This is a genomic window from Lacticaseibacillus sp. 22 (genome assembly GCF_055413445.1).
This window is the reverse complement of record NZ_JBVAYD010000009.1, coordinates 58,866-83,761: the sequence shown is the minus strand read 5'-3', so window position 1 is coordinate 83,761 and position 24,896 is coordinate 58,866. Positions and strand designations below refer to the sequence as shown.

The 24,896-nt window shown below is 47.8% G+C and carries 22 protein-coding genes and 1 tRNA gene; 16 read left to right on the top strand and 7 right to left on the bottom strand.

What is annotated here, in order from left to right; all coding sequences use genetic code 11:
• The first annotated feature begins 38 nt into the window (after nt 1-38).
• Nucleotides 39-395 carry a YxeA family protein gene (locus ACWP87_RS06475; protein ID WP_005685769.1) on the top strand — a complete coding sequence of 119 codons (357 nt, stop codon included), beginning with the start codon at nt 39-41 and terminating at the stop codon, nt 393-395.
• A gap of 313 nt (nt 396-708) precedes the next feature.
• Here the strand turns inward: ACWP87_RS06475 and ACWP87_RS06470 are convergent, their stop codons facing one another.
• Nucleotides 709-1,065 (bottom strand): DUF4828 domain-containing protein, encoded by a 357-nt coding sequence (locus ACWP87_RS06470; RefSeq protein WP_005685770.1) that lies wholly within the window; start codon nt 1,063-1,065, stop codon nt 709-711.
• Nucleotides 1,066-1,389: 324 nt separating this feature from the next.
• On the opposite strand from ACWP87_RS06470, the gene ACWP87_RS06465 reads away from it, so the two are divergent.
• The 7 genes from ACWP87_RS06465 (at nt 1,390) to recQ (ending at nt 7,691) form a co-directional block, all read left to right on the top strand.
• Nucleotides 1,390-2,343, top strand: coding sequence for a Gfo/Idh/MocA family protein (locus ACWP87_RS06465; RefSeq protein ID WP_005685771.1), 954 nt, complete (start codon nt 1,390-1,392; stop codon nt 2,341-2,343).
• A 57-nt stretch (nt 2,344-2,400) separates the two neighbouring features.
• The gene (locus tag ACWP87_RS06460) at nt 2,401-3,696 is read left to right on the top strand and encodes a DEAD/DEAH box helicase (RefSeq protein ID WP_014569433.1); all 1,296 of its coding nucleotides are present in this window, start codon (nt 2,401-2,403) and stop codon (nt 3,694-3,696) included.
• Between the two features lie 37 nt (nt 3,697-3,733).
• Nucleotides 3,734-4,063 carry a PTS lactose/cellobiose transporter subunit IIA gene (locus tag ACWP87_RS06455; protein ID WP_005685773.1) on the top strand — a complete coding sequence of 110 codons (330 nt, stop codon included), beginning with the start codon at nt 3,734-3,736 and terminating at the stop codon, nt 4,061-4,063.
• 330 nt (nt 4,064-4,393) lie between these two features.
• On the top strand, nt 4,394-4,816 hold the full coding sequence (locus ACWP87_RS06450) for a DUF3284 domain-containing protein (RefSeq protein ID WP_015764905.1): 423 nt from the start codon (nt 4,394-4,396) through the stop codon (nt 4,814-4,816).
• Nucleotides 4,817-4,912: 96 nt separating this feature from the next.
• A tRNA-Arg gene (locus ACWP87_RS06445) sits at nt 4,913-4,986 on the top strand.
• A gap of 84 nt (nt 4,987-5,070) precedes the next feature.
• Nucleotides 5,071-5,793 carry a hypothetical protein gene (locus tag ACWP87_RS06440; protein ID WP_014569436.1) on the top strand — a complete coding sequence of 241 codons (723 nt, stop codon included), beginning with the start codon at nt 5,071-5,073 and terminating at the stop codon, nt 5,791-5,793.
• A gap of 116 nt (nt 5,794-5,909) precedes the next feature.
• The gene (gene recQ, locus ACWP87_RS06435; RefSeq protein ID WP_014569437.1) at nt 5,910-7,691 is read left to right on the top strand and encodes a DNA helicase RecQ; all 1,782 of its coding nucleotides are present in this window, start codon (nt 5,910-5,912) and stop codon (nt 7,689-7,691) included.
• Between the two features lie 364 nt (nt 7,692-8,055).
• Here recQ and ACWP87_RS06430 read toward each other — a convergent pair whose 3' ends face one another.
• Nucleotides 8,056-9,291: an aminopeptidase gene (locus ACWP87_RS06430; RefSeq protein ID WP_014569438.1), complete on the bottom strand. Its 1,236-nt coding sequence runs from the start codon at nt 9,289-9,291 to the stop codon at nt 8,056-8,058.
• 274 nt (nt 9,292-9,565) lie between these two features.
• Between ACWP87_RS06430 and ACWP87_RS06425 the strand changes: the two genes are divergently transcribed.
• From ACWP87_RS06425 to ACWP87_RS06415, 3 genes are all read left to right on the top strand, one after another.
• Nucleotides 9,566-10,174: a TetR/AcrR family transcriptional regulator gene (locus ACWP87_RS06425; RefSeq protein WP_005685782.1), complete on the top strand. Its 609-nt coding sequence runs from the start codon at nt 9,566-9,568 to the stop codon at nt 10,172-10,174.
• A 444-nt stretch (nt 10,175-10,618) separates the two neighbouring features.
• Nucleotides 10,619-11,995, top strand: coding sequence for a DUF2252 domain-containing protein (locus tag ACWP87_RS06420; RefSeq protein WP_014569439.1), 1,377 nt, complete (start codon nt 10,619-10,621; stop codon nt 11,993-11,995).
• Between the two features lie 155 nt (nt 11,996-12,150).
• Nucleotides 12,151-13,155 (top strand): YihY/virulence factor BrkB family protein, encoded by a 1,005-nt coding sequence (locus ACWP87_RS06415; protein WP_005717397.1) that lies wholly within the window; start codon nt 12,151-12,153, stop codon nt 13,153-13,155.
• A 73-nt stretch (nt 13,156-13,228) separates the two neighbouring features.
• Here ACWP87_RS06415 and ACWP87_RS06410 read toward each other — a convergent pair whose 3' ends face one another.
• On the bottom strand, nt 13,229-13,690 hold the full coding sequence (locus ACWP87_RS06410; protein ID WP_005685786.1) for a flavodoxin: 462 nt from the start codon (nt 13,688-13,690) through the stop codon (nt 13,229-13,231).
• 1,431 nt (nt 13,691-15,121) lie between these two features.
• On the opposite strand from ACWP87_RS06410, the gene map reads away from it, so the two are divergent.
• The gene (gene map / locus ACWP87_RS06405; protein WP_005685788.1) at nt 15,122-15,946 is read left to right on the top strand and encodes a type I methionyl aminopeptidase; all 825 of its coding nucleotides are present in this window, start codon (nt 15,122-15,124) and stop codon (nt 15,944-15,946) included.
• 182 nt (nt 15,947-16,128) lie between these two features.
• The gene (locus ACWP87_RS06400) at nt 16,129-17,172 is read left to right on the top strand and encodes a glycosyltransferase family 2 protein (protein ID WP_005685790.1); all 1,044 of its coding nucleotides are present in this window, start codon (nt 16,129-16,131) and stop codon (nt 17,170-17,172) included.
• A 369-nt stretch (nt 17,173-17,541) separates the two neighbouring features.
• Here ACWP87_RS06400 and ACWP87_RS06395 read toward each other — a convergent pair whose 3' ends face one another.
• Nucleotides 17,542-17,775: a DUF2922 domain-containing protein gene (locus ACWP87_RS06395; RefSeq protein ID WP_005685793.1), complete on the bottom strand. Its 234-nt coding sequence runs from the start codon at nt 17,773-17,775 to the stop codon at nt 17,542-17,544.
• A 15-nt stretch (nt 17,776-17,790) separates the two neighbouring features.
• Nucleotides 17,791-18,000, bottom strand: coding sequence for a DUF1659 domain-containing protein (locus tag ACWP87_RS06390; protein WP_005685794.1), 210 nt, complete (start codon nt 17,998-18,000; stop codon nt 17,791-17,793).
• Between the two features lie 336 nt (nt 18,001-18,336).
• Between ACWP87_RS06390 and ACWP87_RS06385 the strand changes: the two genes are divergently transcribed.
• The 3 genes from ACWP87_RS06385 to ACWP87_RS06375 all read left to right on the top strand — a co-directional run bounded on the left by ACWP87_RS06385 (nt 18,337) and on the right by ACWP87_RS06375 (nt 21,418).
• Entirely contained in the window at nt 18,337-19,410 is a 1,074-nt protein-coding gene (locus ACWP87_RS06385; RefSeq protein WP_005685796.1) for a phosphomevalonate kinase, read from the top strand.
• Between the two features lie 208 nt (nt 19,411-19,618).
• Complete coding sequence (gene galU, locus ACWP87_RS06380) at nt 19,619-20,533, top strand: UTP--glucose-1-phosphate uridylyltransferase GalU (RefSeq protein ID WP_029943618.1); 915 nt, start codon at nt 19,619-19,621, stop codon at nt 20,531-20,533.
• A 258-nt stretch (nt 20,534-20,791) separates the two neighbouring features.
• Nucleotides 20,792-21,418, top strand: a complete 627-nt coding sequence (locus ACWP87_RS06375) for a hypothetical protein (protein ID WP_005685800.1) — start codon at nt 20,792-20,794, stop codon at nt 21,416-21,418.
• A 76-nt stretch (nt 21,419-21,494) separates the two neighbouring features.
• Here the strand turns inward: ACWP87_RS06375 and ACWP87_RS06370 are convergent, their stop codons facing one another.
• Both ACWP87_RS06370 and ACWP87_RS06365 read right to left on the bottom strand, forming a co-directional pair.
• Complete coding sequence (locus ACWP87_RS06370; protein WP_014569441.1) at nt 21,495-22,961, bottom strand: glycoside hydrolase family 1 protein; 1,467 nt, start codon at nt 22,959-22,961, stop codon at nt 21,495-21,497.
• Between the two features lie 14 nt (nt 22,962-22,975).
• Nucleotides 22,976-24,811: a beta-glucoside-specific PTS transporter subunit IIABC gene (locus ACWP87_RS06365; protein ID WP_014569442.1), complete on the bottom strand. Its 1,836-nt coding sequence runs from the start codon at nt 24,809-24,811 to the stop codon at nt 22,976-22,978.
• Nucleotides 24,812-24,896 lie beyond the last annotated feature (85 nt).

Below are 24,896 nucleotides of genomic sequence, written 5' to 3'. Positions count from 1 at the left end.
AACGATTGGGACATACTGATAAGCGAGGTGAACAGATAATGAAAAAAGTCCTGATCGGCTTGGTTGTGCTGATTGTGCTCGTTTTTGGCGGTTTGAAAATTTTTGAAATTACCAACTATGGCGGAACCACGTACTACACAAAAATTACCAACACTGGTCAGCGGGTGACGGATCGCGATGATGAAGGCAACAAGTACATCATTTATGCCTATGATTTGCCTGGATATGATGAGAAAGGCGGTCTGCAGCAGTTGAAGTTTAATGCGAACCAAGATCGACCGCTGAGAAAAAATGCTTATCTAAAAGTAACGTACAATGATAAAAAAGGGGTCACCAGCTGGGAAAGTGTGCCGCGTTCGGAAGTTCCCAAAGCGGCCTTGTCAAAACTTGAATAAAGCAATCAAACGCATCACTTTCTATAACGCGCTCCCCGGCGCAGGAGTCTGCGTGTAAGGACCTTGGTCGCAATGACCAAAGACCGGCCATCACGTCTGAGGCCACTTACACTCCGATTCCTAACCGCGCCGGGGAGCGCTCACCATAACGCGTTCGCTGGCGAAGGGATCTGCGTGTAAGGACCTTGGTCGCAATGGCCAAGCCCAGGCCATCACGCCCAAGGCCGCTTACACTCCGATCCCTAACCGCGCCAGCTCACGCTCACATCAAAAAAAGTGCGATCCGATTTTGCTGGATCGCACTTTTTGCATCTTATGCGCTGGGAATGATAATGGCGTAGGTAGCATCTTCTGCTTCGTCATAAATGGTTTGCGGACCATTATCATCCGCTTTAATGACTAATTTGTACCCATAATGATCGAGAAAAGTCAGCTCGTTGATGGTGATGCCGACAACTTGCCCAGGTAGCGTTTTATTGTCGATCTTAATCTGCAGTTGGGGCGAAATCGCTAGCGAGTGGGTCTTATTGGTTTGCTCATCAAGAAAAGCAAAACTCCCTGTGAAATTCTTTGCCAACGCCAATGCGGGATTAGGCGCCTTGTCCTGTGCCTTCTGATGATGACCGTGGTGCGCGAGTAAATGTTTCAGCCCGCGTAAAAAACTCGCCATGTTTTTCGACCTCCCATTTCTGTTTAAGCATAGTCTACCATGAGTTTTTAGTTTAGTGGTTACAGTGGTGCTGTTTTTCTGTTACTGGGCTGTTACAATAATCATGAGCAGTTTTGCCAGCTTGATGTTAAATCACGGCAGAGCTGGATATCATACGTACAGCCGTGAGTGACTGTTATAATGCTTGATAACGCGTTTACTGGCGCAGGAACTTGCGTGTAAGGAGCTAAGTTGCAAGGGTCAAGTTGGGCCATCACGCCTGAGGACACCCCTTACACCCCGATATTCTGGCGCGCCAGCTTACGTTTAGAGGAGGATTTTACCATGTTGAAACTTGGTGTGATTGGAACAGGATGGATTACTAAGCAGTTTGTGGATGCAGCGGCGGCCACGAAGGCATATACGCTTACTGCCGTTTATTCACGTCATCAGGAGAGTGCTCAGACGTTCATTGATCAAACTGCACCAGCAACAGCGTATACCAAGATGGACGATTTTCTCGGCAGTGATGTCGATGTGGTGTATATTGCCAGTCCTAACAGTTTGCATGCGTCTCAAGCCTTGGCAGCTCTTGATGCCGGCAAGCATGTGATTGTTGAAAAGCCCTTGGTTGCAACCGCTATGGAATTTGAAAAACTAGACGAGGCATTACGCAAAAAGCCTTCTTTGTATCTCTTTGAAGCAGCTCGGCATGTTTATGAGCACAATTTTCAGGTTGTCGATCAATTTACCCATCATCATCCGATTGACGGGGCTACCCTGACTTATATGAAGTATTCTTCTAAGTACGATGCTTTTTTGGCTGGCAAGTTGCCGAATGTTTTTAATCCCGAGTTTGCCGGTGGTGCATTGATGGATCTGGGTATTTATTTGGTCTACGATGCCGTGGCTTGGTTTGGGGTTCCCGATAACGCTGTTTACCTTCCACATTTTCTCAAGAGTGGTGTGGATGGCGATGGGGTTGCGCGCTTGGATTATGATCAATTCGCAGTAACGTTGATTACGGGTAAAACAACCAATAGTTTCTTGCCATCCGAGATTTATTCCGGTAAGCAAACGTTGACCATGGACAATGCTGCTGAACTTGAAACTATCAAGCTCGATGATCAAGTGCTTAGTACCGAGAAATTGGCGAACCCGATGGAAGCAGAAGCAGCTTATTTTGCCAAAGCTATCACCGGTCATGATCGCAATGCGTTTGATAAGGCATGGCAGCTGGCCAAGGAAGTTCATCAAGTCATGTCAATTCTGCGGACGTCCGCAAACCTTGATTTTTAGTGAGCGTGAACCGGCGCGGTTTCTAGGCTGGCGAACGCGTTATGGAGGACAAATATTGTGACAATTGCAACCCCGTTTCAAAAACGTTGGCAGGCTGCCGGGTATACGGAGCAGACACCCATTCAAGCAGCGGTTTATCAGCCGTTGAAAACCGATGAGGATGTCATCGGTCTGGCTCCAACCGGCTCAGGGAAAACCTTGGCATTTGGCCTACCGTTACTGGAAAAAATCGTGCCCGGCGATGGTTTGCAAATACTGATTTTGGCGCCATCGCAGGAGTTAGCGATTCAAACGCGGGATGTTCTAACGCCGTATGCACACGATATCAATGTGGCGGTGCAGGGCATCATCGGGTCGGCTAATGTGAAACGGCAATTGACGAAGCTAAAAGAAAAACCTGAAGTCATTGTCGCAACAGCGGGCCGTTTGCTTGAACTGATTCAATCGCACAAGCTGAAGTTGGATGGCTTGCAAACGCTGGTTGTTGATGAAGCCGATGAGATGTTACGGGATCCGGGATTCGATCAGGTTCGCGAAATTGCGGCTGCGGCTCCGGCCGATGCCCAACTTGCTTTCTTTTCAGCGACACCGAGTCCGTATTTTAGCGAGATGCATAAATGGTTTGGCAAGACGCCTAAGCTGGTTGATGTTCGTGCGATTGATCAAACACGCGGGACGGTTCGGCATTTATTCTTGCAAACGGATCGGGCACATCAAATTGATTGGTTGCGAACGTTGGCGCACACTGATGGCTTCAAGGCACTGGTGTTTTTTAATCAAAATGCATCGTTGGAACGCGCGGCCGGTATTTTGCGCCACCAAGCCGTTCGTTTTGCCGTATTGTCGCGGGAAGGCCGACAGACTAGCCGCCAAAAAGCGTTGACGGATTTTCGTAACGGCCGGATTACCTTATTACTTGTGACCGACATGGCTGGCCGTGGATTGGATATTCCTAAGCTTCCTGCCGTGGTTAATTTCGAACCGCCTAAGCGTGCTGAAGCCTACATTCATCGCGCAGGTCGTACCGGCCGGATGGGTGAACCCGGACTAGTGGTAACGTTAGGAGACGACCACGATCGCCGGGACTTGAAAAAACTGGTACCGCAATATGCCATTCAGCGTGCCTATATGAGCGATGGAAAGCTGGTGACCACACTGCCAGCCCGAAAGCCAGATAACGAAACGCCGGTGACGGTCAAATTACCAGCACCGAGTCAGCGTAAAAGTCGGCAGGTTGCGGCTAAAGATCGGCCGGTTGCGACAAATGAACCCGAACAAAAACCGCGGCGTAAGCATAAAAAAAAGCGGTTACGTGATCAGCGCAATAAAGGCAAGCACAAAAACAACACATGAGGCTGCATCAGCGGTATGATAAGGATGGAGGGCAGTCATGGCGAGTATGAAGGCGGAACAAATGGCTGCAATGATGACACTGATGAGTGCAGCCGGTGATGCGGAACAGGCAACAATGGCAGCGATTGAAGCAGCCAAAGCCGATCAGATCGACCGCAGCCGCAAATTGTTAAAGCACGCGGATGCCAAGTTGAAACAGGCACATCAAGCCCAGACCCAAATGCTTACGTATGAGGCACGAGGGCAAAAAGTTGACGTAACGTTATTAATGGTGCACAGTCAGGATCATCTAATCAGTGCCATGACGATTCGCCGGCTTGCGGATGATATTATTGATCTTTACCAGCAAGTGCACGCACAGAAGTAGGTCAAGGGTTTGTTGGTAGAGGTTGGTTGTCTGGCGAGTGCGTTGGGGCACGGGCTCACGATCACCATAACGCGTTCACCGGCGCAGGGATCTGCGTGTAAGGACCTTGGTCGCAATGGCCAAACCCAGGCCATCACGCCCAAGGCCACTTATGCTCCGGTTTCTAACCGGGCTGGCTCACGCTCACCATAACGCGTTCACCGGCGCAGAAGTCTGCGTGTAAGGACCTCAGCCGCAATGGCCAAAGTGTGGCCATCACGTCTGAGGCCACTTACACTCCGACTTCTAAGCGCGCCGGTGAACGCTCACTTTATAAAAGAGGTAATCCCCATGAAAATCGAGAAAACATTACAGACACCGGCAGCATTTTTATATAGTAAAATCGTTGCACCGGTTCAGGCCGATATTGCGGCGGCGAGTCATCGTAAGGTTGAAGTTGATGAACTTGCTGGTTATACCTATCGCAAACAATTTCCTGATGGTGAATGGGCAAAGGTCAAGATTACGCAAAATGTCATCAATCGTGAATTTGCGATGCTGACGATGACCCGTTTTTCTCGCTTTAAGGTTCGTTATTTGATCACGCCGCTTAGTGCTGATGCAAGTCGTGTGCAGGTAAGTGAAACCGTGCAGCCGGTTAATTGGGCGGCGCAGCTTAAACAGATGATCACCGAGCTATTTGTCGGCCATAAGCGGCGGCGTAATGTTGGCCGGATGTTGGACTCGATTGAGCGTTCTTATATGACGGCTTAATGAGGCTAAAAGGAACGATATCGTTGAGCTGCAGCTGCTGAGACAACAAATCTATTTGAATTGCGCTGCTGCTTTTGGCATAATTGACTTTGTCTGGTGCCCTTAGCTCAGCAGGATAGAGCGACTGCCTCCTAAGCAGTAGGTCATCGGTTCGATTCCGATAGGGCACAGTCATAAAAAGCACAGTCATTTGGCTGTGCTTTTTATTAAATTGAAATAGGCATCTTTCAATAGCAAACAAGGAGGGGCCTTACATGCAGGCGTTTATGGCCGTCTATGTTCCAGGTTGGCTGATTTTTATTGGCGGGATCGTGTTGATCAGTACGGTCAACGGGGCGACAGTTCAAGCCTTGGTTAATCGCGTTGGTCGGTCTAATACGCAGATCTGGTATATGAAGCCGGGAATTTTTGTCCATGAATTACTTCACGCAATTGTTGCGCGGCTATTTGGTTTGCAGGTGACGAATTTTTCGTTGCGGGCTGATCCGCGACAAGGCAGTGCCGCTCATGTTAGTTTGCAATATCAACGGCATAATCCGATTGCCCAGCTAGGACTGTTTCTTTCTAGCAGCGCTCCGGTTTGGGGAATTAGCCTCATTTTGCTGGTACTAGGGCGGTGGGCTTTTTTCTCGGCAGGTAGTCAAGTGTGGCAGGTGTTTGCGACCACGGCCAGTCTCGGTGAAAAATGGGTTATGATGCGCGACATGATGCAGATTAATTGGCGTTGGCTGCTGATTTTTTTCGTGTTAACCTTAGTTTTAACGCCAGGGGTTGCTTTGTCGCATCGGGATTTGCAAAATATGTGGCAGAGTGCGCCGATTGCTTTTCTGGTAACAATTGTGATCTTTTATAGTTTGCTGACGTTTTGGCCAGCAGGATTTGCTTGGTGGGCGTGGGTAAATTTGAATTTGTTACTGTTGAATTTAGTGATGCTGAGTTTTAGTCTGCTCATCTGGTTACTGGTCAGTATGTTTTAGTTGCTGTGATGAAGTAGCAGTTGGCGTTATGCTAATCAGAAATTTTTAAAAGGGAAATTCAATTGCGATGGCATAATCTATGATTGAGTCAGTCAAGTTTTTATAGGAGGAAAAAGATGCTTTTGCCGCAGCCAGCGACGATTTTAAAAGAAAAATTTGGGTACGATCACTTTCGAGCCGGTCAAAAGCAGGCAATTGAGCGAATTATGACCGGCAAGAGCACGCTGGTCGTGATGCCTACCGGTGGCGGCAAGTCTTTGTGTTATCAGGTGCCGGCGATGATTCTGCCAGGCTTGACGCTGGTCGTTTCGCCTTTAATCGCTTTAATGAAAGATCAAGTTGATGCGTTAAACGACAATGCCATTCCGGCGGCGTTTATTAATAGCACGTTGGATTATCGTGAAATTACTGCACGTCTGGAACAGGCGCGCAGTGGGAACATTAAGTTGTTATATGTGGCGCCGGAACGGTTTGATGCGGATTGGTTCCTTCAACAGCTCGGTGACATGAATATCTCGCTTTTTGCTATTGATGAAGCACACTGTATTTCACAGTGGGGACATGATTTTCGGCCGAGTTACCTCAACTTGGCTAATGTTGCGGCTCAATTACCCTCGCAGCCGCCGGTCATTGCCTTAACTGCGACGGCGACACCGCGGGTTGCTCAAGATATTTGCCAACGCTTGATGATCCCGGACGATGGGGTCATCAACACAGGGTTTGAACGTGACAACCTGAGTTTCAAAGTGGTGCGCGATCAGGATGAGGATCGGTACTTGTTGGATTATCTTAAACTCAATGTTGACCAATCTGGCATTATTTATGCAAGTACGCGCAAAGAAGTCGATCGGATTTATGCGTTTTTGCAGCATAAGCAGTTGCCGGTAGCCAAATATCACGCCGGCATGACTGAAAAGCAACGTGCTGCTAATCAGGAAGACTTTTTGTTTGATCGTAAGCCGATTATGGTCGCTACCAACGCGTTTGGGATGGGGATTGATAAAAGTAACGTTCGCTTCGTGATTCATGCTCAGATTCCGAAAGATTTGGAATCGTATTATCAAGAAGCAGGTCGCGCCGGTCGTGATGGGTTGCCTAGTGAGGCGATCTTGTTATTTAGACCGCAAGACTTGCAGGTGCAACGGTTTTTTATTGAACAGTCTGAAGGTGACGAGGCGCATCAACGGCGGCAGTATGACAAACTTAAAGTTATGGAACGCTATGCCAACACCGATCAGTGTCTGCAGCAGTTTATTTTGAACTATTTTGGTCAGACTGGCACTGCCCCGTGTGGACGTTGTTCGAACTGCTTAGATGATCGTGAATCCGTTGATGTGACCATTGACGCGCAGAAGGTTTTGTCGTGCGTTGTCCGATTGCATGAGCGGTTTGGTAAAGGCATTGTTGCCCAGGTCTTGGCTGGCGCCCACAATCAGCGCGTTTTGTCGTTTCACCTCGATCAGTTGTCAACATATGGGCTGATGAAAAATCGGCGACAGCGGGATATTACGACCTTCATTGATTTCCTGACGGCCGGTGGCTTTCTGGAAACGCGTGGTGGTCAGTATCCAACGCTTGGCTTAACCGCAAAAGGCGCTGAAGTGTTACGCGGGCAGATAACCGTTTTCCAAAAGACCGCGCAAAAAGTTACTCAGACGCTTGAAGTGGATGACACGGTCTTCCAAGAACTGCGTAGTACTCGCCGGCAATTGGCGGAGCAGCAGCATTTACCGCCGTATATGATTTTTTCCGATAAGACGTTAAAAGCGATTGGCAATGCGATGCCGAAAACGTTGGATGAGTTGCTGGCGGTTAAAGGGGTTGGCCAGGCGAAACTTGATAAGTATGGGCAGATTTTCTTGGACGTATTGAAGGCGATTCAAACGGAGAAAGCGTGATTAGGGCTCACGCTTGCGATAACGCGCTCCCCGGCGCAGAAGTCTGCGTGTAAGGACCTTAAGCGCAATGGCCAAGAGCGGGCCATCACGCTTAAGGCCACTTACACTCCGATCCCTAACCGCGCCAGCTCACGCTCACCATAACGCGTTCGCCAGCCCAGAAACCTGCGTGTAAGGACCTCAGCCGCAATGGCCAAAACCCGGCCATCACGTCTGAGGCCGCTTACACTCCGGTTTCTAACCGGGCTGGCTCACGCTCACACAAATAATAACGCATAGAAAAACCGAGCCGTTGATTTTTGCAGAATGAGTGCAAAAAAGTCGCGGCTCGGTTTTTTACTAAAATAACGGTAGCGATGAGAAGTTAGGCCCAGTCGCCGTTGCGGAAAATTGGGATGATGGTTCCGTCTGGTTTGATGCCGTCAATGTTCATCGCGGCGGAGCCCATCATGAAGTCAACGTGGGTCGGACTTTGGTTTAATCCCACCGCCGCGCGTTGTTCGTTGGTCATGGCAACCCCGTCTTTGACTGAGAACGGATAGGCTTGACCGAGTGCCATATGATCGGAAGCATTTTCGTCAAACAGCGTGTTGAAGAAAATAAGTCCTGATTGTGAGATGGGGGAAGGATCCGGAACCAACGACACTTCGCCTAATGAACGAGCACCCGGCGTTTTCAGCAGGTTTTGTAAGACGTCATCACCTTGTTTGGCGTGGGCTTCCACAATTTGCCCGTCTTTGAAAGTAAAGTGCATATCTTCGAGGATGTTGCCGCCATAACTAAGCGGCTTGGTGGAAACAACGGTCCCGTCGATGCGCCGAAAATCAGGGGCAGTGAAGACTTCCTCGGTTGGCATGTTAGCCATAAATTCCTCACCACGCGGGTTAAAAGCGCCGGCGCCTTCCCAAATGTGGTTCTTTGGTAAACCGACTACCAAATCCGTTCCCGGAGCCATGTAATGCAGCTGATCAAATTGTTCGTTGTTTAACCAAGCCGCTTTTTCCCGCAGCTTTTGATCGTGGGCTTTCCAGGCAGCTTCCGGATCGGGTTGATCGATTCGGGTAGTTTTGAAAATTGCCTCCCAGAGTAGCTCAGTTGCTTCTTCAGGGGTGGCGGCATCAGGGAAAACTTTTTGAGCCCAGCGCGGACTTGCAGCACCGATAATCGTCCAGCTAATGCTCATGGAACTGATTGCTTCCATGAGTCGTTTGTAGGCTTTTGCGAACGCTTCTTGATACTTGGCAATGCGGTTGGAATCAATTCCTGCCAAGTTATCCGGATCTGATGAAACCACGGTAATCCGCTTGGCTTGGTGATCAACCCAATAATCGAATTGACCTTTGACAAACGCCGGGATGTTGAAAAGGCGCTCGTCTGCCATGTGCGCCATATCTAAACGCTTGAGTACATCATCGAACCACTGAACCTGAACTTCCGCGGCACCGCGTTGGTAAGCAGCCGCAACGATCAAGCGTGCCAGCTGTGCTTGGTCCACTGAAATTTGCACGTAAACGGTATCGCCGGGTTTAACGGACACCCCAATATCGACTGCCAATTCGGCATATTTTTTAAGGCTTTCGTTAAAGTTAGATAATGTCATAAAAACGCTCCTCCTCAAAGTGATTGGCAATAGTTTACCATAGGGCGGCGAATTCTCGGTGCAAAATGCTGCTGTGCCGTGGCAGAAATCTTCAAAATAAATTAAGAAAAACTGAAATTTATTAGTAAATTCTGTTTCCTTCTGACTTCATGTCTGGTAAAATAACACCAAGACATGAAGTTGGTCTTTTGGAGTGGAGATTTAACTTTATTTGTCAGAATTAAGTTGTGTGCAAGCTAGTTTTAAATAACTTAAAGAAAGTAAGGGGAACAATATGGCACGAAAAAAAACGATCACACATGATCAGATTTTAAATGCAGCATATGATCTCGTTGTGGAACAGGGCTTTAAAAGTTTCACGGCGCGTAATATCGCTAAGAAGATGAACTGTTCAACGCAGCCGATTTATTTGGAATTCAAGAATATGGCGGAATTGAAACAGGCCGTGATGGATCGTATTAAAGAACTGCTGGCTTTAAAGATGGCAAAACACTACACCAATGATCCAGTGGTTGATTTAGGTTTGGCGTATATCTATTTTGCTCTTGAAAATCGGCCGCTTTACCGAGCAGTATTTGTTGAAGATCACTTTGGCGTTGATGAAATGCGTGAATACGCTATGAGTACTGCTATGCGCGTGTTTGATGCGTATGAACCGGCTAAGAATCTAAGTGAGGCACAATTACGCAATACGATTTGCGGGGTATGGATCGTAGCAACCGGGATTGCCAATCTCATGGCACCAGGGTTCATCGACATTACACGCGATCAAATGGTTGATATCTTAACGGCGGTCACACAAGATTTCATCGTTAACGGCCGCTTCTCAGATGACCCGCGCATTTCTTGGTTCGAAAAAGCAAAAGTCGCCCAAGGCTATTAATAGTTTAATTGGGGCTAACCGTTCCGCGGGGGGAGCGGTTTTTTTTGTTGGTGAGCGTGAGCAGGAGCGCTTAGCAATCGGAGTGTAAGCGGCCTCGGGCGTGATGGCCCGGGCTTGGCCATCGCGTTCGAGGTCCTTACACGCAGATTGCTGCGACTGCGAACGCGTTATAGAAAGCAAAATAAAACCCCAAAATTGCCCAAAAGAGAATACTTATGTCCCTGCCGCAATTTTCTCAATAACCACTGCCCCAACCCCTTTACTCACAGCTCCCTCACCTCAGCCCCTGATCGCCAAATGCACATAAAACTGGAAAACTGGCGGCCAATGCGCTACTTTTGATTTAATAAGTAAGTGCCATGCTGGTACAAATAGCTGACATGCAACATAACGCGCTCGTCAAATGGAAGGATTTGCGTTAGAAGGCGTTCGAAAGAGGTTATTATGGGAAGTTCATCAGATCTAAAAGATTTATTACGCGAACGAGTCGCCACTAAGTACACAATTGACGACCTCAAGGAAACCGGCAAAAAGATTCGGCAAGCGGTTCCGATTGAAAATCTAGGGGCGGTCAGCAAGATTGACCGTGATCCAGTTCAGTTTATTAATAGTGTTGAGCAGAATCTTATCAAATCGTTGCTGCCGATGCGCCATCAGCGAATGGGTGCATCCCAGGCAGCTTTTTTCCGCGGCACGGCCGAATTAATGGCTTATGATTTGCGGCAAGGCGAAAAATCAGGCATTAATCTATTAATTGACGGGGATGCCCATCTGCAGAATTTTGGTTTTTATGCCTCGCCGGAACGCAATTTGCTGTTTGACCTCAATGACTTTGATGAAGCTCAGATCAATAGTTTTGAATTCGACATCAAGCGCCTGCTGACCAGCGTTTATTTGCTTGGCGATCAGCAAGGGTTTGACAGTGATGATCTTGATGATTTAGTCCAAAACGATGCCAGTATTTATCGGAAAACATTACGGGATCTATTCAAGCTGGGCGCGCTTGATCGGTTCTATCAATCGACTGAAGTAGAACGTTTAGTGCAGGTCATCCCCGGAGCCGAAGATTCACCGTTGTTGGCCAAATTCATTAAAAAGGCGACCAAACGCAACAACGATTCGGTCATTAAAAAGTACACCGAGACGAATGAAGCGGGGCACATGCGATTTAAAGATGATCCGCCGAGTTCGGTTCACATTGATCAAACAACTTATCAGGCAATTTATGATGGCTTTACCCAGTATCGCAAAACCACGCGTCCGGACATTTTGGTTTTACTGAGCCAATATCGCATTACTGATATTATTCATCACAGTGTCGGGATTGGCAGTTTCGGGACGAATTGTTATTTGATCCTGTTGAGTGGTTTAGGCGGTAGTCATTTGGTGCTACAAGTTAAAGAGGCGTTACCGCCACGCCGGGAATTATTGCCCAATATGGAACGCATGACCTTGCAACAAGAAGTCAGTCAGGGGCAGCGAATTATTGCGGCTCAAATGATCCTCCAAAAAGCGTCCGATCCGTTTCTGGGGTGGTTTAATGTGGACAACAAGAGCTACTATGTCCGCCAATTTCGCGACATGAAGGGCTCCGTTGATCTTGATGAGCTTAGTTTTCCCGAGTTCAAGTACTATACGCAAATTACGGCTTATCTTTTGGCCATGGCGCATGCGCAAACCCCGCAAGCGGCAGTCGTGACCGGTTATCTGGATAAACATTTCGATAGTGCGGTGCAATCCTGGAGCAAGTGGTATCTGAATCAGGTGAAGGCCGATTATTCTGCGTTTATGCGCGCAGTCAAGCAACGTGTTTTAGCCTAAAAGTGCTTGATTAGCCGGTGTATTTATTTGCCGGATTTATTCGCAAAATTTATTCATAAAAATAAGTTTAGCTTGTTTTCTGCGGATTGCTTCTGGCAGAATTAAAGAGGATGATCGTCTGCGATTAACGAGCAAGGCTGGGAGGGAGGTAAAGTATGGGACGGAAGAAGCACCCGTTGAAACGGTCATTATTGTCGGCAGAGCAAGCAGCCGACATTCGCTCAGGACGTACGGCTTTAGCAGACATGAAGCTACCAAAGCGCACCAAGTTTTGGGTCTTCATCAAGCTTGCCATTAATCGGATTTCCGACTCCAACATTGGGCAAAGTGCTGCTGCATTGGCTTACTATACGTTGCTATCGCTTTTTCCGCTAATCTTATTTGTTGCCAATGCTTTGCCGTACCTTGGACTGAAGTATAGCAGTTTGGCCACTTACTTAACGCAGGCGGTGCCGGCAAATGTCATGGAATGGCTCGATCCCATCATCGCAAATTTACTGGATTCAAGCAGCGGGGGATTGCTGGGAATCGGGGCAATTGCAACGCTGTGGGCAGCCAGTCTAGGTGTAACCGGCTTAAAAATGGGCTTTAATCAAGTCTACGGTGTGGAGGCAACGCAAAACTTCATTATTCAGCGATTATTATCAATGCTCATGACTTTTACCTTAATTATTGTGATGGGCGCCATTTTAATTGCCTTTGCATTTGGCCGCCAATTTTTGGAATGGCTGATACCGTTGCTACGACTGGATACCAGCTGGCTGCGAACCTTTAATACGTTACGCTGGCCCATCACGGTTACCGCATTGTTCATTATTATTATGTTTTTGGATTATTTTTTACCGAATGTCAAAATCAAAATGTGGACGGTGTTACCCGGAACTGCCTTCACCGTTATTGGCTGGCTCTTAATTGCTCAGGCATTTTCGTTATATATGCATTATTTTGGCACGCGTTATCTTTCTTATGGCACGATCGGTACGTTTATTGCGATCATGCTGTGGTTGAATTTCTCCGCGCTCGTCTTGCTTTGGGGCGCTGTGATTAACGCGTTAACCGCAGAATACTTCATCGGCCGGTTGCACAGCAGCAAGGGTAAAGTGCACGACTTTTTGAAACGCCGAGTGAAGTCAGCACATTCGGAAAAAGAAACTCCGTGACCGCCAATATAAGATGATCTAAGGCATACGAAAAGGCTCGCACTGAAATCAGCGCGAGCCTTTTGCCTACTTACTATTGCATGGCGTTGAACTTATCAACCAACTGTTTTGTAAAAGCTTCAAGATGCTTGATGTCATCTTCTTCAGGAGAAAGATCAATCTTAACATTCTCTGCTCCTTTGGTGGCGCCGGTTTTGGCAAAGGCCTTGTCAAAATCATCAACCGAAGTGGCAAAGTCATCATAGAAGCGGTCACCGCTACCGCAACAACCATAGACTTTTCCAGTTAGATCCAGCTCTTGCAATTCTTCATAGAAATCAACCGCTTCGTCCGGCAGTTCGCCATCGCCGACATCTGAGTACGTGTAAGTTGCCGTGACACAAATATCGACATCTTCAAAATCACTCGCGAGTGCTTGGGAAACTTCAGTGGTCGTCACGTCCACATTCAGGTCTTCAAAAGCTTCTTCAATGATACCGGCAATATCTTCATTATTACCGGTCAAACTGGCATATACAATCCGTGCGCTTGCCATTTTTCTTGTATTCCTCCTAAAACACAGCACTCGGGAGCTTACAAGTCGGCGAGGCTGTCATTCTTGTTCATTCGCTTGATTATAGCATACGGGAAAGCCGCTTGGGGAGATTCACTGAAGTTGGCTATGTGTGGTGGGGTAGGCTTTGGACCGTCCCCCCTTCGTCTCCTGATTTACGTGGAAGTATTTTGTTGACGTCAATTCTCATTATCTGTAGACTGTCATTACGGTTTTGAAAAGGGATTCATCATCTTTTTCGTTGAGCCCAGTGATTTGGATGGCACACACCTCTCGACATTTTGATAAAACGGAGGTGACAGCCATGCCAAAATCAGGAGACGAAAGGGGATCGCCGCGTTGGACGTGGCAACGATTATCGTCGCTATAAGCATACTGCTTACTAGCGGTGCTAAGGCATACACGATAATCAAAAAAGCTAACCGAAACGGCTAGCTTTACCCAAAAACGTCATCTGATATCACGTTGAGGTCATCGGGGCTCCATCCTGATGGCCTCTTTTCGACCTCTAAAGTATACCTTAGGCGCTGGTGAAGCGTCAAGATATTGACTGGCTTGTATTCATTGAATCGCGTTATGTTTGGAGTCTTGTACCGTACGCTCTCCCTGCTTATTATGTTGATTTATTTTATTGACGCAGATTCATATTATCTATAGACTATCATTACGGCTTTGAAAAAGACTGAAAAGCTTTTTTCGCTGAGCCGAGTGATTTGGATGGCACACACCCCTCGACATTTTGATAAAACGGAGGTGGGGGCCATGCCAGAATCAGGAGACGAAAGGGGATCGCCGCGTTGGACGTGGCAACGATTATCGTCGCTATAAGCATACTGCTTACTAGCGGTGCTAAGGCATACGCGATAATCAAAAAAGCTAACCGAAACGGCTAGCTTTACTCAAAACGTCATCTGATATCACGTTGAGGTCATCAGGAAGCACCCTGATGGCCTCTTTTCGACTTCTAAAGTATACCTTAGGCGCTGGTGAGGCGTCAAGATATTGACGGGTTTGCATTCATTCAAAAAAGCTAACCGAAACGGCTAGCTTTACCCAAAACGTCATCTGATGTCACGTTGAGGTCATCGGGGCTTCATCCTGATGACCTCCCCCTCGACAGATAAAGTATATCTTAGAAACTGGTAAATAGTCAAGGGTGTTAACTGATTTGACGATGGGATTAACTCGCATACTAACAGCATTGGTTGTTTAGAAAATGCGTCGGCTCGAGCTCTCTTTAAACGCGCTCGCCAGCCCAGAAACTTGCGTGTAAGGACCTTGGTCGCAATGGTCAAAGCCCGACCATCACGCCCAAGGCCACTTACACTCCAGTTTCTAACCGGGCTGGCTCGCGCTCTCTTCTAATTAATGCTACACTAATTGCGAGTTAAATTCGTATTGGAGGCTGGAAGTTTGATCACCATCAAATCAGCACGTGAAATAAAAGGTATGGCTAAGTCGGGAGCGATTCTGGCGGCGATGCATGTTGGCTTGCGCGATATTATTAAGCCGGGTATCTCGAGTTGGGAGATTGAAAAGTTTGCTAAGGAGTTTTTTGAATCCCATGGCGCCAAGGCTGAGCAGGTCGGTTTTGAAGGTTATAAGTATGTTACTTGTGTCAGTATCAATGATGAGGTTGCCCATGCTGTACCGCGCAAGGGCTTGAAGTTAAAAGACGGTGATGTCGTCAGTGTGGACACCGTTATCAGTTGGAATGGTTATTTTAGTGACTCTTGCTGGACATACGGGGTCGGGAAGGTTTCTGAAGCTGACCAGAAATTGATGGATGTGACCAAGAAGTCGCTTTACCTGGGTATTGACGAAGCGGTTGTTGGTAATCGTATTGGTGATATTGGCGCTGCGATTCAGACTTATACCGAAGATGATAACGGCTATGGCGATGTGCGTGAACTGGTTGGACATGGCATTCAGCCTACGATGCATGAAAGTCCTAACGTTCCGCATTATGGCGTGCCCGGTCACGGGTTGCGCTTGAAAGCCGGCATGACGATTACCATTGAGCCAATGATTACGGAAGGTACATGGAAGATTAAGGGTAAACAAGTTCCCGGCGATACATGGGAATACTATGTAACCGCCGATGGAAGTAAGTGCGCACAGTATGAGCATACCCTGGTGATTACCGACAATGGTCCTAAGATTCTGACCTCGCAAGGTGATCCGATTGATGCTAAATATCAGTTAACCGAAGACGATCTGAAGACGCTTCCGGAATAACGGGGATCTCCGTTACTATTTTTATGTGTTATGAGGTGCCGGAAGCATCAAATCGTCAAGCAGGAAGCAAGCAGTCATTGTTTCCTGCTTTTATTTTATTGTCTTTTTTAAAATGTTAACCGGTTTCGTTTAACAATGGAGCAATTACGTTATACTAAAACACGAAGGAAAAGAGGGACGATATGGCAGGTCATGAAGCATTGGTTTCGGTCATCATGCCGGTTTATAATGCCGAAAAGTATTTGACTCAGGCGCTGGATAGTTTGCTCGCCCAGGACTATCCCAATTTTGAGGTACTTTGTGTGGATGACGGGTCAATGGACACTAGCAAGGTTATCTTGGCGACTTATGCACGTCAGAATCCACGGATACGTGTTATTCGCGTGGAAAACGGCGGACAGGCACGGGCTCGACAAATTGGCATTCAACACGCCAAGGGCTCACTGATTACCTTTATGGATAGTGATGATCTGGTTCATCCCCAGTGGCTAGCAACCATGGCAGAAGGGATGCGAGCCCCACGCGTGGATATGTCTGTGGTCAATTACTATAACTATATCGGCGGCACCAAGCTGAAAGCCCGTTCTTTTCACGAGAAGGTTAAGATTGCCGGTGATGACAAGTACCGTTATTGGCTTGAGGATCGCGACCTGCGAGGATATTTGTGGAACAAAATGTTTCGCGCTGAGTTATTTAGCCAGCCGGTACCAGTGGCGAACTTCAACCTGCTTGAGGACGCCTACTTTATCGGACAACTGCTGCCACGAATAGACCAGATCAACTTTATTGATGAACCGCTTTACTACTATCGCTTCAATGCGACCAGTAGCGTCCACGCCAAGTTTCAAAAGCGTGATTTGGAAGCCATTCATCAACTGGGTGCCGTTTTCTTAACGTTGGCTCGGGAAAAACCGGAGTTAACTTCACTGGCAGTTCGTCGTTATGCTGCCTTAAGCTTGTTCGTTTTATCGAAAATGTCGCCACGGCAACTCGTAGCTAACTGGGGGTATGTTCAACAGCTAGGGATGGTCTTGGCACAATATGCCCGCGAGTTTCAGGGGATTATCTCAGCGGGGGATGCGGATGATTTGGCCACAGATAAGTCCGATAAGGCGAGTTTGTTGGATAAACTGCGTGCTTGGTCGCATCTGTTAGGACTGCCAACATTTGATGACTTGAACAAGTTGGCAGATAGTGAAGACGAGAATGTTAAAAAGGAGTCTTAGCGTGTAGGGGGGATTCAAGGGTAGGTTGGGTTGTACTTTCATAACGCGCTCCCCGCCGCAGAAGTCTGCGTGTAAGGACCTCAGCCGCAATGGTCAAAGTGCGGCCATCACGTCTGAGGCCACTTACACTCCGATTTCTAAGCGCGCCGGCTCACGCTCACCATAACGCGCTCCCCGCCGCAGGAATCTGCGTGTAAGGACCTTGGTCGCAATGGCCAAAGCCCGGCCATCACGCCCAAGGCCACTTACACTCCGGCCCTATCCGCGCCGGCTTGCGCTCCGCAAAAAAGCCATTTGCCAAAAAGTTGGCAAATGGCTTCGTATCGAGATCAAACATATCGCGGCACGTTGGGGTGTTGGTGCAGGCAATTAAGCCGGTTTTTTCTCCGTGGTGAAGATTTCGGTGCTTTGGGTTTCGGTCACCTTTGCGCCAACCGGAGTTGCATACAGGCCGATGCCTTCTTTCTTGAACGCTTGAGCTTGTGCAACTGCATCGGCAAAGGCTTGTGCTTGTTCAGCCGTGATGGCACCTTCGTACTTGCTAATCCGAATACTTGTGGATTTACCAGCTTCGGATTTGAAATTAAAAATCAGTGTTTTCATTGATTATCCCTCCGTTTAGGCTGTGACTTCTGCGTTTTGCTGCAAGACAATGCTCGTCAAAGCAGCGTTTGGATAAAGCTTGGCAAAGGCTTGCCCGATCGCGACCAGTTGCTCGTCCTTCGCATCGGCAGCGACATTGTTCATCCGGCGCACCTGCTTAAATGCCTCGTTCTCCGGATCAGTTAGGGTGTACACGATGGTTTGCTTGTTAACGTTGCGACTCATGATGTTTCCTCCTCAGTTAGAATTTGTGTTGTCCGAATGTGGCCTGCATTCCAGACAGTTATTACTGGATATTTTGGTCCAAAATCCCGATCAGTGTAGGAAATTTTTGCGTCCTACACTGATATAAATCGGTGAGTTAGTGAATATGACAACCCTTAACTTATAAATTTGTAGCCATTGCAGAATATCGAATGTCTGCTAAAATAATTAAGGTATTTCTTTAGAAAGAGTAAGGTTTTTGCTGACTTACAATTTTGTTATGTGCAGTCAGCTATACTTACAGTCGGATTCCTTCTGGGGTCCTTGATTAATGAAAATTTGAAGGGTTCTGATTGTGTGATAACAGCGCAGGCGCCAGGTAAACTTTATGTTGCCGGTGAATACGCGGTGGTCGAAACTGGTTTCCCTGCGATCATCGTGGCGTTAGATCAATTCGTCACTGTAACCGTTGAAGCAACGAAACATTTCGGCAGTATCGTGTCTGAACAGTATCAGGAAAATTCGTTGTATTGGCAACGTCAAGGCGATGAAATGGTCTTTGATAACCGGGATAATCCGTTCCACTACATTCTCTCGGCAATTAAATTAACGGAACAATATGCGCGTGAACTTAACAAACCGTTGGCGCTGTATAAGTTGTATATTGATTCACAACTGGATGCTAAAGACGGGAAAAAGTATGGGTTGGGTAGCTCAGCCGCAGTCACCGTGGCAACGATCAAAGCACTTGCCAAGTTCTATGACTTGAAGATGTCCAAGGATCAAATCTATAAACTGGCGGCCATTGCCCATCTTGATGTTCAGGGTAATGGCTCTTTAGGTGACATTGCTGCGTCAGTTTATGGCGGTTGGATTGCTTATCGTTCGTTTGACAAAGCATGGTTGGCGGCAGCTAGAAACCAAATGTCGCTATCGGCACTGATCAATGCTGAATGGCCGGAGTTGTCGATTGAACTCTTAACGGCACCGGCTGATATGCAACTTTTGATTGGCTGGACAGGATCGCCGGCTTCAACCTCTCAATTAGTCGATAAAATTACGTTAGCCAAAGCCAAAAAACCACAGCTCTACCATGATTTCTTAACTGCTAGTCGTGAAACGCTGGAGAAATTGATCGATGGGTTCCGGGAGCATTCGCTTAGCCACATTCAAGCTGGCATTCGGCGCAATCGCGAATTGTTGGATGAATTAGCGCACTTCTCGGGAGTGGCGATTCAGACGCCAGCATTACGACAATTGGTGACGTTAGCAGAGCAAGCAGACGGGGCTGCCAAGTCTTCTGGAGCAGGCGGCGGCGACTGTGGGATTGTTTTAATTGATTCTCATCAGGCGATTCAACCCCTGCTAGCAGCTTGGCGTAAGCACCACATTGAACCACTGAAATTCAAAGTACACGAAATCAACGATTAACAACATCTCAGCTATGATTTGGTAAGCAGATTCCGGATGGATAGGATCCAATGGCGAAGCAAATACCCAGTAGCTGGGATTTTTTTATTTTTATACGAATAACTTATGAATTTTTCTGGGAATTATCAGAAAAGGCGTACTCTTCGCAAGCGGTTTCTAGTATAGTAGAGTAGGTAGTTAAATTAGTAGAGAAGGGACTTGTATGAGTGTGAAAGTTCGCAAAGCAGTGATACCGGCAGCCGGGCTTGGGACCCGTTTTCTGCCAGCAACCAAAGCTTTAGCTAAGGAAATGTTGCCGATTGTCGACAAACCGACCATTCAATTTATCGTTGAAGAAGCTAAGGCCAGTGGGATTGAGGATATTCTGATTGTTGAGGGTAAACAAAAACGCTCTATTGAAGATCATTTTGACTCAGCACCTGAGCTGGAACAGAATCTGAAAGAAAAACATAAAGACGCCTTGCTACAGCTGGTTCATTCCACAACCGACATCGGCGTCAACTTATTCTTCGTGCGGCAGCCATATCCGCGTGGTCTTGGTGATGCCGTTCGCTTAGCCAAATCGTTTGTTGGCGATGAGCCATTCGTGGTCATGTTGGGTGATGACCTGATGAATGACAAAGTGCCGTTGACCAAGCAATTAATCGATGAATACGATAAGACCCATGCGTCCATTCTTGCCGTTAAAAAGGTGCCGCATGATGAAGTATCGGCATATGGCGTTATTGATCCGGAAAAAGAAGTTTCCAAAGACCTCTATAACGTTAAGAAATTTGTTGAAAAGCCAGCCGTTGCTGATGCCCCAAGTGACTTGGCAATCATCGGCCGCTACCTGCTGACCCCGGAAATTTTTGATATTCTTGATAATCAAAAACCAGGCAAAGGCAATGAAATTCAGTTAACCGATGCGATCGATACTTTGAACCAAACTCAGCGCGTCTTTGCACATGAGTTTAAAGGTGATCGCTATGATGTTGGTAATAAGTTCGGATACGTCAAGACCAATGTTGAATATGGTTTGACCCATCCGGAAGTAAAAGATGAACTCCGCGCGTACATCCTTGATCTGGCTGCTAAGTTGCAGTCAGGCAATCCTGTGGGGAAGCCGGCAAATAAGAAATAGGCATTGTATTTTTAGCCATAATAAGAGCTCGAGCAGAATCGGTTATGAGGATGCTCGGGTTCTTTTTGTGCGTTGAGCGCTATGCCGGGTAGTACAGGATGATATTAAAGAAATCCTTTTTTTAAAATGGCAAAGCATTATCAACCGAGCAAGTGCTTTCATTTTTTGCATTACTTACATATAATTAACTATGTAATATAAAAAGTATTATAATAATTTCTGAATAAGGATCAAAGAGGCAGTCAGGACTATTCGCCGGTGGCTGGTGAACAAATCACGAATAATACCGACACTTTAAACTGGCAAAATATCCAGGCGGCGGCAGGGACATTGTATTATCAGTTAGAAGTTGAATTTGATAGCGGCCAAAAGTCTTATTGGTACAGTAACATCGCCCCACTAACCATCACCGCCTCCGCTCCGCAGCTGCACGCGGTTCCTAATCTGCAGTTTGCGCTTAGTTCGGGCGCTAACCCAAGCATTGCCGATTTTTATGCCGCACAGGGTGTGACCATGGTGTATCAGCCGAGCACAATCGCTAACCAGACAAACTGGGATGGTAACAATCATGGTGCGTTGGCGATTGCTGGCGGCGGTAGTACCTGGAGTTTGAATGTTCAGTTTTCACCGTTTAAAAATCAGACAACGCAGCACTATTTATCAACGGAGACTGGTGGCAGTGCGGCCGTGACCTTGCATTTTGCTGATGGGACCGCGGCTCAGGCCAAAGATGACCGCCAGCCGGTGACGGTTTATAGTAAAGTGACCAAGGATGTTACTACGACAACCGCTACCACGACTTCGCTGCAGGTGCCACAAACGTCAACGATTCAACCGGGAACGTATCAGTCTACCGCCACTTGGACGCTGGTCAAGGCACCTTAATCGTGTGAATCTAAAAAACAACCCGCACTTCGCTATCATTGCGAGAATGTGGGGTTATTTTTGCGCAGCGGCAGGCTTATGCGTCAGATTCTGATAGCCCGTTTTGCCGGATGACTTGCTGATACCAATAAAATGATTGCTTCCGGTAGCGGTTTAACGTACCGCTGCCATCATCATGTTTGTCAACGTAGATATAGCCGTAGCGTTTGGCCATTTCGCCAGTGCTGGCGGAGATTAAATCAATCGGCGCCCATGAGGTGTAGCCGATTAGATCCACGCCGTCTTGAATGGCGTCATACATGGCAGCAATGTGTGCGCGAAGATAGTTGATGCGTGCCGTGTCATTAACGGTTTTTTGGCCATCTTGTTCAATCAATTCGTCACGCGCACCGAAGCCATTTTCGACGACCATCACCGGCACTTGGTAGCGATCGTAAATTTGATTAAGCGCCGTGCGTAACCCGCGAGGATCGATTTCCCAGCCCCAGTCACTGCGTTGAAGGTAGGGATTTTTGACGCCAGCAAAAAAATTACCGCCGCTGGTTTCGCCGCTTTCAGTGGTGGTCATAGTGCTGGATTGGTAATAAGACAAAGCAAAGAAGTCCACGGTGCCTCTTTTAAGGAGCTCTTCTTCCCACGGCTCTATGTCGATGGTGATATCGTGATCGCGCCAATAACGTTTGGCAAAATAGGGATAGCGACCTTTCACTTGGACATCGCCGCAGTAAAAGTTATTGAGTTCGGTGGCAGTTTGGACAAGGGCAATATCTTCTGGGTGACTTGTCAGCGGATAGAGCATGCGATAAGCCAGCATACAACCAATTTTCAGGTGTGGATCGAACCCATGGGCAAAGCTGCAGACTCTGGCACTGGCCACAAATTGATGATGCAGTGCTTGGAGGCGCATTTGGGTGGAATCGATATCAGGGCTGATGAATCGGTTGGTGTCGTCTACATACATACCGCCAGCTAAGTAGGCTCCCATCGGTCGGGTTAGCATATTGATCTCATTGAAGGTCAGCCAGTAGTGGACATCATTGTGAAAGTTGGCAATGACAGTTTGCGCAAATGTAACATATTCTTCGATCATGTCTCGTGACGCCCAGCCGTTGAACGCCTTCGTCAGTACAATTGGTGATTCAAAATGCGAGATCGTGACAAGTGGCTCAATGTTGTAACGCTTGAGTTCAGCAATCAACGCCGCGTAAAAGGCAAGCCCTTCTTTGTTTGGGCCGTCGCTTGCAGAACCGTTTGGGTAAATCCGCGTCCAGGCGATGGAGAAGCGGTAGACTTTAAAGCCCATTTCCGCAAACAGTGCAATGTCTTCTTGATAACGGTGAAAATGATCAATGGCTTCATGACTGGGGTAAAACGCGTCCGGACGTACCTCGCGCGTGAGTTGACGGGGGACATTGTGAGTGCCACCCAGTAACAAGTCGCTGGTCGACAACCCTTTGCCGTCCACGTTATACGCGCCTTCAAGTTGATTGGCAGCAGTTGCGCCACCCCAGAGAAAATTTTCGGGAAATTGACGAATGGACATAACGACCTCCTTCATTAGGTTTCGGGGATGAAACTGAATAGCTTATCGCCTGGGCGGACAGATGCTTTTTCATGCACTTCAATCCGTTCGGGAGGCGTATTCGGTAGCAAAACGATCACCGTGGGATCAAAGCCAGACTTTTCAATCAGCGGCAAGTCGATTTTAATGAGCGGTTGGCCGACTTTGACGGATTCACCTTGAGAGACAAGAGGTTTGAAAAAGCGTCCATCCAGTCGCACCGTGTCAATGCCGATGTGGATCAGCACCTCTTGTCCCGAGGCCGTGGTTAAGCCGATTGCGTGGTTCGTTGGATATAACATGGAGACAGTGGCATCGGCCGGTGCAACAATGGTGCCGCTTTCAGGAATAATAGCGACCCCGTGTCCCAGCGTGCCAGCTGCAAAAACCTCATCCTGGACGCGAGCAAGCGGAATCATCTCACCGGCGACCACACTCTGAAAAGGTTGCGGCTGGGTTTTAGCGCTGGTGCTTGCATTGGTCTCGACGGTGGCAAAGAAGTAGGTGGAAAGAAAAGTCGCGCCAAACGCGATGGCCACAGTCAGTAAGGCGTTGCGGAAATTAGTAGGATTAGCGCCGATGAAGACGGGTAGGGTGAAGATCCCCGGTGAACCGAATGAATAGCGGACCAGCCCAGTGAGCCCGGCAAAAAGACCGGCCAGTCCCCCGGAAACCACGACGCAGGTTAACGCGTGTTTATACTTGAGCGTGACGCCATACAGTGCCGGTTCCGTGATGCCGGATAACGCAGTGACGCTGGCAGAGAGCGCGATTTGGCGTCCGCGGGTTTGTTTTTCGCGCACGGCAATGGCAGCAGCGGCTCCGGCTTGGGCAATATTGATGGCTAACATGCCGGGACCCATAATCGTTTCACTACCAAACTTGGTCATGGACAAGGTCGCTAATGGCAAGAGTGAAACATGCATGCCAACCATGACGAGCAGTGGAGTGAAGGCGCCGACCAGAGTTGGAACGAGCCACGGCGTATGTTGATTAATGAAGGTGACAGCGGTATAAAGGCCATCGCCTAAAAGACTGCCGATGGGACCGATGACAATTAAGGCAATCGGAGCGGTAATGAGTGCGACTAACAGCGGTTTGAGCATGTTTTTGATCATGTTGGGTGCGACTTTTTCCGCGAATCGTTCGACATAGCTCATAAACCAGACGATTAAAATGATGGGAATGACGCTTCCACCATAGGATGCTAGACGAATGGGCGCACCGAATAACGCAATGGGCTTGCCCGCTGCGACCAGCGCTGTGAAGTTAGGGTGAAGTAGCACACCGGCCATCATCATTGCCAGATAGGTATTAGTGTTGAACTTCTTGGCTGCGCTGACGGCGAGCATGAATGGCAGAAAATAAAACGCGGCATCAGCCATGAAACTCAAGGTGAGATAGGCAGTGCTTTTTGGATCGAGGCCCAGTAAAGCTAAGATGGCGATGACGACTTTGAACATCCCGCCGGCAATGAGAACGGTGATGATCGGGGCCATGATACTGACGATGGCGTTAAGAATCCGTTTAATTAAATTCTTTTCTTGGGCTTGTGTCGTTTGATTCGGTTCGCCTGCTTCATGAAGCTGATATTGTTGTTGGATAGCGGCATAGTATTTGGTCACGTTAGCACCGATGACGACTTGAGACTTATCGCCGGCCACCACGGTACTAAGAACTTCCGGCATTTTTTCGAGTTGTGCCTGATTGAATTGCTGCTTATCGCGTAAAGTGAAGCGGAGGCGAGTGGCGCAGTGGGTGAGGCTTTTGACATTTTGGATCCCACCTACAGCAGCCATGATTTGGGTGGCGATTTTGGCTGGATCAGACATGTTCAAGACACCCCCTTAACGCCACGGTCATTTTGCCGCGTTGATGCCCGAATCCTTTATTCAACTGGTTGCTCGTGCGACAGTC